The organism is Candidatus Omnitrophota bacterium (assembly GCA_034717435.1).
Taxonomy (GTDB): Bacteria; Omnitrophota; JAUWXU01; order JAUWXU01; family JAUWXU01; genus JAYELI01.
Window position 1 is genome coordinate 1 of record JAYELI010000049.1, and the last position, 8,318, is coordinate 8,318.

The window sequence follows — 8,318 nt, forward strand, 5'->3', positions numbered from 1 at the left end:
TAAATCGTCTAAAAACTGTGCACTTTTAATTCGTAGATAACAGGTTGAAACCAGGACATTGACAATCGCTATTATTTGTAGTAGACTTAAAAAGACTAAAGAAGGTAACGATGACTTGCCTTAACGGCAAGCCGTCAGTATCAATGGAGGTGGATATGATGAGAAAGAAGGAGAAGGAGGAACCCCGGGGGACCGAGGGGGTTTTAAATATGGATGCCAGTATGGAGGGCAGCCTTATTTTTAAAGACCCTGTAAATCTTCAGATTAACGGCGATTTTAAGGGGAAATTAGATACAAAAGGAAATCTGACTATTGGTGAACATGCTGATGTGCAGGCCGATATAGTCGGAGAAAATATCGTTATTGCCGGCAGGGTTGTTGGCCAAATAAAAGCAAGCAAAGAACTAAATATCGTTCCCCCTGCTGATGTAAAAGGCGATATCCAGACGCCTCGTTTGGGAGTTACTCCGGGAGCGGTGTTGGAGGGGAAATGCCGGATGTTATCCACGCAGGAGAAATCAACCGTTAAAGCAATGTTGAATATTGACGAAATAGCAAGATATCTTGAAGTAGAGACGACTATTGTTAAGCAATGGGCAGATGGCCGCAAGATACCTGCGGTTAGAGAAGAAGACGGTTGGAAATTTGACAGAGACAAAATAGACAAGTGGATAGTGGATGAAAAGGTGAAGCTTTGAAACGCTAATTTACGCTAATGGTAAAAGTGCTGATTGATATCAGCGAAAATTAGCGTTATAATAATATGTTTTAAAGAGAGGTAATATGCATGGCAATGTTGAATCTTCAGGAAGCAGCCAGTTCTCTGAATTTAAATCCGGGAGAGCTGGAAATATTGGTTAAAAGCGGGAAGATTGAGGCTTATAAAATAGCCGGTGTCTATCTAAGATTCAAGCAAGATGACATTTCCGCTTTTAAAAGCACTTTAGTCCAGAGGAATACAAAACCCGGGCAGAAGCTGGTTCAAAAGAAGCCTATGCGAAAACTTACGCGGGAATCCATGCTTGATAATGAACTTTCTTTAAAAAATGCTTCTTTGCTGGAAAAAATCCAGGATTTTTGGTACTTCAATAATTTTTATATTATTTCTTTAGGGGTTATGATTTTTTTAATTGTAACGATCTTGAAATGACCTAAAGGAAAACTTTGACATAAGAATAAGTAAAAAATAAAGAATTAAAAAACCGTGAGTAAATTTACTCACGGTTTTTTAATTTATGAAATTTTTCAACAAAAGTTATCTTTAATATAGCCTACAAAAAATCTTTGATTTTTTGTAAGTCATATACTCATTGGTGCCGGAGAAGGGAGTCGAACCCTTACAGTGTTTCCACTACCGGTTTTTGAGACCGGCGCGTCTTCCGATTCCGCCACTCCGGCAAAAAAGAAAATTTTTTTAGAGAAAACAAAAAAAGCCAAAAGAATTTTTTTTAGAAATTGTTAAAAAATGCTTGACAGTGATTATTCTATAATGTAACATTAAAAGTGTCAAGAGAATTGGAGAATATAAAATGGCAAAGACAAAAAAACAAACTACAGCGCAGAAAGAAGCAAAAAAGATTTTAGGGTATACCAAGAAAAATTTATTAAAATTCAGCAAAGATACTTTAAAATTAGCTAAAAAAGCAGAAAAGGAAATTGTCCGTGTATCAAAAGTGGGCAAGCTCCATTTAGACATACTGGGGCTGAAAAGGAAAAAAGAAACTTTATGTCAGCAGATCGGAGAAAAGATAGTCGAAATGGATGCTTTGGGTAAAGTAAATCTTCCCGAGATTAAACCCACATGCACCAAGATCCGTGGGTTGGATAATCAGATTAAAAAAACAAGGACCAAAGCAGAGGATATAAAAAGAAAAAAGTGAAAGGGGGTGTAGGATGGCAAAGGCAAAGGCAAAGGCAAAACCAAAGAAAAAGGCAAAGGCAAAACCAAAGAAAAAGGCAAAGAAGAAATAGTTAAATCGACTTTACTTACTTATAGACAGTGATACAAAAAAGGAGACTTTTTAAGTCTCCTTTTTTGCTTATACTTGACTTTTGAACCGAGATTACATAAGATAAGAGAGAGAAAGAATTGGTGGAGCTGACGGGAATTGAACCCGTGATACCACAATGCCATTGTGGTGTGATCCCGCTTCACCACAGCCCCAGATATTAAGCAATTATAGGCATATTTTTTAACTTTGTCAATAAAAATGGAAAAAAACTACCCTTTCGCTAAAATTGAACCTAAGTGGCAGAGATATTGGCAGACAAACGGGCTGTTCAAAATGGATCCCGAATCCAAGAAGCCGAAATATTACTGCCTGATGATGTTTCCTTATCCTTCGGCTGCCCTTCACGTTGGCCATGGAAGAAACTACATCATCGGTGATGTTGTGGCTAGATATAAACTGATGAAAGGTTTTAATGTGTTGACGCCTATGGGCTGGGATGCTTTTGGGCTGCCGGCAGAGAATGCCGCTATTAAAAATAATATTCATCCCAAAGAATCCACTATGCGCAATATAGCCACCATGAAAAAACAAATGAACGAATGGGGGGTGGGTTACGATTGGGATAGAGAAATTACATCTTGTTTGCCGGAGTATTATCGCTGGACCCAGTGGCTCTTTTTAAAATTATATCAGAAAGGGCTTTGCTATAGAAAAAAGGCCGCGGTTAACTGGTGTCCGTCGTGCAAAACTGTTTTGGCGAATGAACAGGTAATTGAAGGAGAATGCGAAAGGTGCGAAAGTAAAGTTGTAGAAAAAGAGCTGGAGCAATGGTTTTTTAAAATTACTGATTATGCCGAAAGGTTGTTGGATGATTTAAAATTATTGGATAATTGGCCGGAACGTGTAAAGATAATGCAGAGGAACTGGATTGGAAAAAGCAAAGGCGTGCAGATAAATTTTCCTGTAGTTAATGCTGAAGAAGTATTAGATTGTTTTACTACCCGGGTAGATACCATTTATGGGGCTACTTATATGGTGCTGGCGCCGGAACATCCCGGTATTGGAGAATTGATAAAAGATGTTGTTGATAAAGACAGGATAGATGAGTTTATAAAACAGGTTAAGTCTCAAAGTAAAATTGACCGTTCATCTTTAGAAACAGAAAAGAAAGGCATATTTACCGGTAGATACGTTGTTAATCCTATGACCGGTGAACAAATACCCCTCTGGATAGCCAATTATGTCTTGATGGAATACGGCACCGGCGCAGTAATGGCTGTCCCTGCCCACGACCAAAGAGATTTTGAATTTGCCAAGAAATATAATTTGCCGGTAAAATTAGTAATCGACAATCCTCACGAGCCTATTAATCCGGACTTGATCAAAGAGGCATATCTGGAAAACGGCGTGATGGTCGGTTCAGGAGAGTTTACCGGCCTGTCCAGTAAAAAAGCTATGGAAAAAATAGCTGATTATATGCAGGCAAATAATATTGGTAAAAAAATGGTGCACTATAGGTTAAGAGACTGGCTGGTTTCAAGACAAAGATACTGGGGCGCGCCGATACCTGTTGTTTACTGCCGTTCTTGCGGTATTGTTCCTGTGCCCGAAGATGACTTGCCGGTTTTGCTTCCCGAAGATATAAAATTTAAGCCAACGGGAGAATCTCCCTTAAAGGGGAAAGGCGGTTTTTTAAATACCGTTTGTCCTAAATGCAGGGGTCAGGCTGTCCGCGAGGCAGATACTATGGATACGTTTGTGGATTCCAGCTGGTATTTTCTAAGGTATCTTACTCCTCGGGATACCGAGAAGGCCTTTAGTCTCGAATTGGCCAACAGGTGGCTTCCGGTTGATCAATATATCGGCGGAGTCGAACACGCAATTTTGCATCTTCTCTATTCTCGCTTTATCATCAAAATTCTCTATGACCTGGGCCGGGTTAATTTTCAGGAGCCATTCGAATCATTGTTTACCCAGGGCATGATAGTCAAAGATGGCGCCAAAATGTCCAAATCAAAAGGTAATGTTGTCAGCCCGGACGAATTAATCACTGCTTACGGAGCAGATACAGTAAGGGTCTACACCTTGTTTATCGGTCCACCGGAAAAGGATGCCGAATGGAACGATAAGGCAGTTGAAGGCAGTTACAGATTTTTAAGCAGGGTGTGGAGAATGATAAAACAAATCCAATCTCGGCCTTTGGTTTTGGGACAAGCAAATCCCAAAATTCAAGAATTGAAGCGGAAAACGCATCAGACCATAAAAAAGGTTACCGAGGACATGGAGGGTGATTTTCATTTCAATACCGCTATCAGCGCTATTATGGAATTAGTGAATGAGGTATATAAGCTTCAGGCTTCAGGCTTCAGGCTGCAGGCTGTAAATAAACTCATTAAGGATGAAGCTTATAACCTGCAGCCTGAAGCGATTAGGGAAGCTATTGAAACTGTGGTTATTTTGCTTTCACCTTTTGCTCCTCATATAGCTGAAGAATTGTGGCAGCAATTAGGCCATAAATCCACTATTTTCAGGGCGAACTGGCCGCAATATAATCCGCAGTTTTTAGAATCAGAAGAGATAACCGTAATTGTTCAAATAAACGGGAAATTGAGACAAAGACTTAAGGTTGCCAATGATATTAAAGAGGGTGTCCTTAAAAAAAAGGCGTTGGAGGATGAAAGAATCAAAGATTGGGTAAAAGACAAACCTGTCAAAAAGATAGTAGTTGTTCCCAAGAAATTGGTAAATATTGTGGTATAATGTAGGCAGAAGACAAAAGACCCCGAACCAATTCCTGCGGGATGGTGCGAGGCAGTCAGGAAACAGGTTGAAATGTATAAGGATTTTTTTGAGCTGAAAGAAAAGCCGTTTAATGTGACTCCTGATCCTAAGTTTCTTTTTTACAGCAGGAAACACCAGGAGGCCTTTTCCCATCTGGTCTATGGAATAGAAGAGAGAAAAGGATTTATTGAGATTACCGGTGAAATAGGCGCCGGAAAAACAACTCTCTGCCGGGCTCTTTTAAGCCGCCTGGATAAAAAAACCAAGACAGCTCTTATCCTGAATTCTAATCTGTCGCCCACGCAGATGCTGAAGGCTGTTGTCGATGAGTTCGCAATAATACCAAAGGGAAAGAGCAAAAAAGATCTGTTTGATGGGCTGAATGAATTTCTGATCGAGCAATTATCTTTAAATCACAACGTTGTTTTGATTATAGATGAGTCGCAAAATTTAACCCCTTCTATGCTGGAGCAAATCCGGTTGTTATCTAATATGGAAACGGAAAAGGAGAAGTTGATTCAAGTTGTCCTGGTTGGCCAGCCTGAACTTCGGGATAAACTTAAGTTACCTTCTTTAAGGCAATTAAGGCAAAGAATAAGCATTCGTTATCATATTACTTCGTTAGACTGTCTGGAAACCAGAAAATACATCTTTCATCGTTTGAACATTGCCGGGTCAAAAGGAAATATATTTTTTAATGAAAAAGCCATAGATGACATATTTGGTTATTCAAAAGGAATCCCCCGCTTAATTAATATGGTTTGTGACAAATCACTGCTGGCCGCATATGTTATGGATACTAAAAAAATTGACGGCCAGATCATAGATAAATGTATCGAGGAAATAGAAGGTCTATGAGTATTGTAGATGATGCATTGAAAAAGGCCGGCCAGCAAAAGAAAAAACCTTTCTTGAAAGAACCTTTCCCGTCTGCCAAAAAGGGATCCAGGGGATGGTTTATATTAATAGGTTTGCTGGTAATTGTTTTTTTGTTTTTAGCAAGGGAATTTTTGGCCGGGACGATTACGCAGGATATCATGCCTAACCGGGTAGTTTTGCGCCAGGAGGTAAACAAAGATATCTCAACACTGCTTCCCAAAAAAGGGATTATAGCGCCTAAAGAGAAAGAGACCATAACACTTGCCGAAAAAAAGGTCATTGCGCTTCCTGGAAAAAAAATCATGGCGTCCAGCAAGAAGGAAATTATAGCGTCTGTCGAGACGGGCATTATAAAGGCAAACATACCTCCAGAGTTGTTTTTAAGCGGAATTATGTATGAAGATGAGGAACCGCTCGCTTTTATTAACGATCGGATATTAAAAGAAGGAGAGTTAATTAAGGGGGCGAAGGTGATGGATATAAAAGCTGATGAGGTGGTGCTGAGATTCAAAGAGAAGAAATTCTCTCTTTTTTTAAGGAGATGACTGTTTGATGTTTAGTTTAACTAAGCCTGAGAAGGGAGTAATAGTTTTTTTGGCGGCAAGCTTTATTTTAGGATGCGGGCTGGTTTATTTTAAAAAAACAAACACCAAGTTTTGCTTATTAAGTCCGGCCGGTGATCAAGAGGCCAATTCTGCAATTATTTGCTCCGTTAGAAAGAACGCTGTTGTAAGAAATGACATCCTTTCTAACGGGGTAAATCTGAATAAGGCAGGGGAAGAAGAATTAATTCAACTTCCCGGGATCGGTTGTATACTGGCAAAGAGAATTATCGATTATCGCAAGCATCATGGCTATTTTACAAAACTGGATGATATCAAGAAGGTTACAGGTATCGGAAACAGGAAGTTTGAGCGAATAAAAGAGCATTTGGCTCTGAAGTGAAACAGCCCTTAGTGTGGCTGGCTGTCTTTTTCTGTCTGGGGATAGCGGCCGCTAATTATTTCGAAGCCCCTTTCTTTTTCCTTTATTTACCTGCCTGCTTGTTTTTAATATTCAGTATCGTCTGGTTCCGAAAGACCGTAATGTTTGTTGTTTTTATCCTCTGTGTTGCTTTTTTTCTCGGCGCTCTCTGCTTAAAGAATTTTCAAACCATTCCTAAATCCCATATCGCTGCAGTCACACCTTATAAATCTAAGATAGTTATTTTAAAAGGCGTTGTTGACAACTGCCCTGAAATTACAGATAAAAGGATAAGTTTTATCTTCAGGGTAAAAGGTTTATTGGAAGGCCGCACGGCACTTAAGGTTTGTGGTAAGGTTTTGATTTATGTTTTCGGGAAGGAAGATCTTTCTTACGGTGAGGAATTAATTCTAAGGGGTTCTTTATACCGGCCTCCTCGATTTTCTATCTTAGGCAAATTAAGTTATGAAAATTATCTGTCTCAGCAGGATATTTATTCCCTGCTGGCTGTTAAGAAATCCACGGTAATCATCCACACCGGAAGAAACTTAGGGAATCCCTTTAAAAAATTTGTCTTTTGGTTGAGGAAGAGAGCAAGTTCTATAATTTCAGAGAATTTATCGCCCCCGGAAGCCAGCATATTAAGCGCAATGCTTTTGGGTGAGCGTAAAGGCGTACCGCGGGCCATAAATGAATCCTTGCTGCGTACCGGAACCTGCCATATCCTGGCAGTTTCCGGGCTTCACGTGGGCATTGTCGCCTTTATCAGTTTACTGTTATTGAGGATTGTCAGAATTTCCGGGAAACCTTGTTATTTTATCGCTATAATTGTGTTAGCCGGCTATGCCTTGCTTACCGGCGCCAGGCCATCAACTGTCAGGGCAGCCATTATGGTTATTACCCTGCTGACCGGGTATTTGATTGACCGCGAAGTAAATATATATAATTCTCTTGCATTGGCAGGGTTGATTATTCTGGGCTTAAATCCCCGGCAGCTTTTTAATATCGGGTTCCAACTTTCCTTTGTTTGTGTTATTTCGATTGTCGCGATTTCTCCCCGGATTAAGTCTTTATTTAACGTGAGATTATTTGGGCTGTTCCGTACCAGAACAAGCTTGGTACAGGGCAGGCGTTTCTTAATCGGGGCTATATCGGTATCATCAGCAGCCTGGTTGGGCAGCTTAGGACTGGTTGCCTATTATTTTGGGATTTTTTCTCCAATAACCATAATCGCAAACCTGCTTGTTGTTTCAATTTTACCCCTGTTGGTTGCCTCTGGTCTTGCCTTGATAACATTTGCAGGATTATCCCCGTTTCTGGGGGTTATATTCGGCCTGAACTGTGAATTTATTGTTACAACCTTACTCAGGATAAGCTCGTTTTTAGCCGGCATTCCCGGCGCATATTTCAAGCTGGGGCCCATACCCTTGGGATATGTTTTTTGCTACTACGGCCTGCTCCTGCTAGCCGTTTGCTTTCTACCTGTTAAAGACACGAACCCCTCCTGTTAGCTAAAAATTAAAACTGCACAGTTTAAAGTTTAAAACTGCACACTCCCTAAGTCCTTAATTTTGTTCTTTTTAAGATAGGTGTCATCCTGAGGGAGCGTAAGCGACCGAAGGAAGTCCTGAGTATTCCCGAAGGGCGACCGAAGGATCTCCCATAAAACCGTGTTTTCTGAGATTCTTCGGCCTTCGGCCTCAGAATGACCTTTTTAGCGTTATTATTTTTAATTTCGGTTAA

9 protein-coding genes and 2 tRNA genes are annotated in these 8,318 nt (G+C 40.2%); 8 read left to right on the forward strand and 3 right to left on the reverse strand.

Annotated features, from left to right (window positions below):
• Positions 1–155 precede the first annotated feature (155 nt).
• Together U9Q08_04095 and U9Q08_04100 are read left to right on the forward strand one after the other, a co-directional pair.
• Entirely contained in the window at positions 156–698 is a 543-nt protein-coding gene (locus tag U9Q08_04095) for a polymer-forming cytoskeletal protein (GenBank protein MEA3328893.1), read from the forward strand.
• A gap of 89 nt (positions 699–787) precedes the next feature.
• Entirely contained in the window at positions 788–1,150 is a 363-nt protein-coding gene (locus U9Q08_04100) for a helix-turn-helix domain-containing protein (GenBank protein MEA3328894.1), read from the forward strand.
• Between the two features lie 161 nt (positions 1,151–1,311).
• On the opposite strand, the gene U9Q08_04105 is transcribed toward U9Q08_04100, so the two are convergent.
• Positions 1,312–1,398: transfer RNA gene (locus U9Q08_04105), tRNA-Leu, on the reverse strand.
• 131 nt (positions 1,399–1,529) lie between these two features.
• On the opposite strand from U9Q08_04105, the gene U9Q08_04110 reads away from it, so the two are divergent.
• On the forward strand, positions 1,530–1,880 hold the full coding sequence (locus U9Q08_04110) for a hypothetical protein (protein MEA3328895.1): 351 nt from the start codon (positions 1,530–1,532) through the stop codon (positions 1,878–1,880).
• A gap of 210 nt (positions 1,881–2,090) precedes the next feature.
• Here the strand turns inward: U9Q08_04110 and U9Q08_04115 are convergent.
• Positions 2,091–2,164, reverse strand: a tRNA-Ala gene (locus U9Q08_04115).
• Positions 2,165–2,210: 46 nt separating this feature from the next.
• Between U9Q08_04115 and leuS the strand changes: the two genes are divergently transcribed.
• The 5 genes from leuS (at position 2,211) to U9Q08_04140 (ending at position 8,086) form a co-directional block, all read left to right on the forward strand.
• Positions 2,211–4,712, forward strand: a complete 2,502-nt coding sequence (leuS, locus tag U9Q08_04120; protein MEA3328896.1) for a leucine--tRNA ligase — start codon at positions 2,211–2,213, stop codon at positions 4,710–4,712.
• Between the two features lie 72 nt (positions 4,713–4,784).
• Positions 4,785–5,591, forward strand: a complete 807-nt coding sequence (locus tag U9Q08_04125) for an AAA family ATPase (GenBank protein MEA3328897.1) — start codon at positions 4,785–4,787, stop codon at positions 5,589–5,591.
• Entirely contained in the window at positions 5,588–6,157 is a 570-nt protein-coding gene (locus tag U9Q08_04130; protein MEA3328898.1) for a general secretion pathway protein GspB, read from the forward strand. The genes U9Q08_04125 and U9Q08_04130 overlap by 4 nt, the downstream gene beginning before the upstream one ends.
• A gap of 7 nt (positions 6,158–6,164) precedes the next feature.
• Complete coding sequence (locus tag U9Q08_04135) at positions 6,165–6,557, forward strand: helix-hairpin-helix domain-containing protein (protein MEA3328899.1); 393 nt, start codon at positions 6,165–6,167, stop codon at positions 6,555–6,557.
• Positions 6,554–8,086: a ComEC/Rec2 family competence protein gene (locus U9Q08_04140; protein MEA3328900.1), complete on the forward strand. Its 1,533-nt coding sequence runs from the start codon at positions 6,554–6,556 to the stop codon at positions 8,084–8,086. Before U9Q08_04135 ends, U9Q08_04140 begins: the two co-directional genes overlap by 4 nt.
• A 46-nt stretch (positions 8,087–8,132) precedes the next feature.
• Here the strand turns inward: U9Q08_04140 and U9Q08_04145 are convergent.
• Positions 8,133–8,318, reverse strand: a 186-nt coding sequence (locus U9Q08_04145; GenBank protein MEA3328901.1) for a hypothetical protein, incomplete at its 5' end; no start/stop codon positions are given.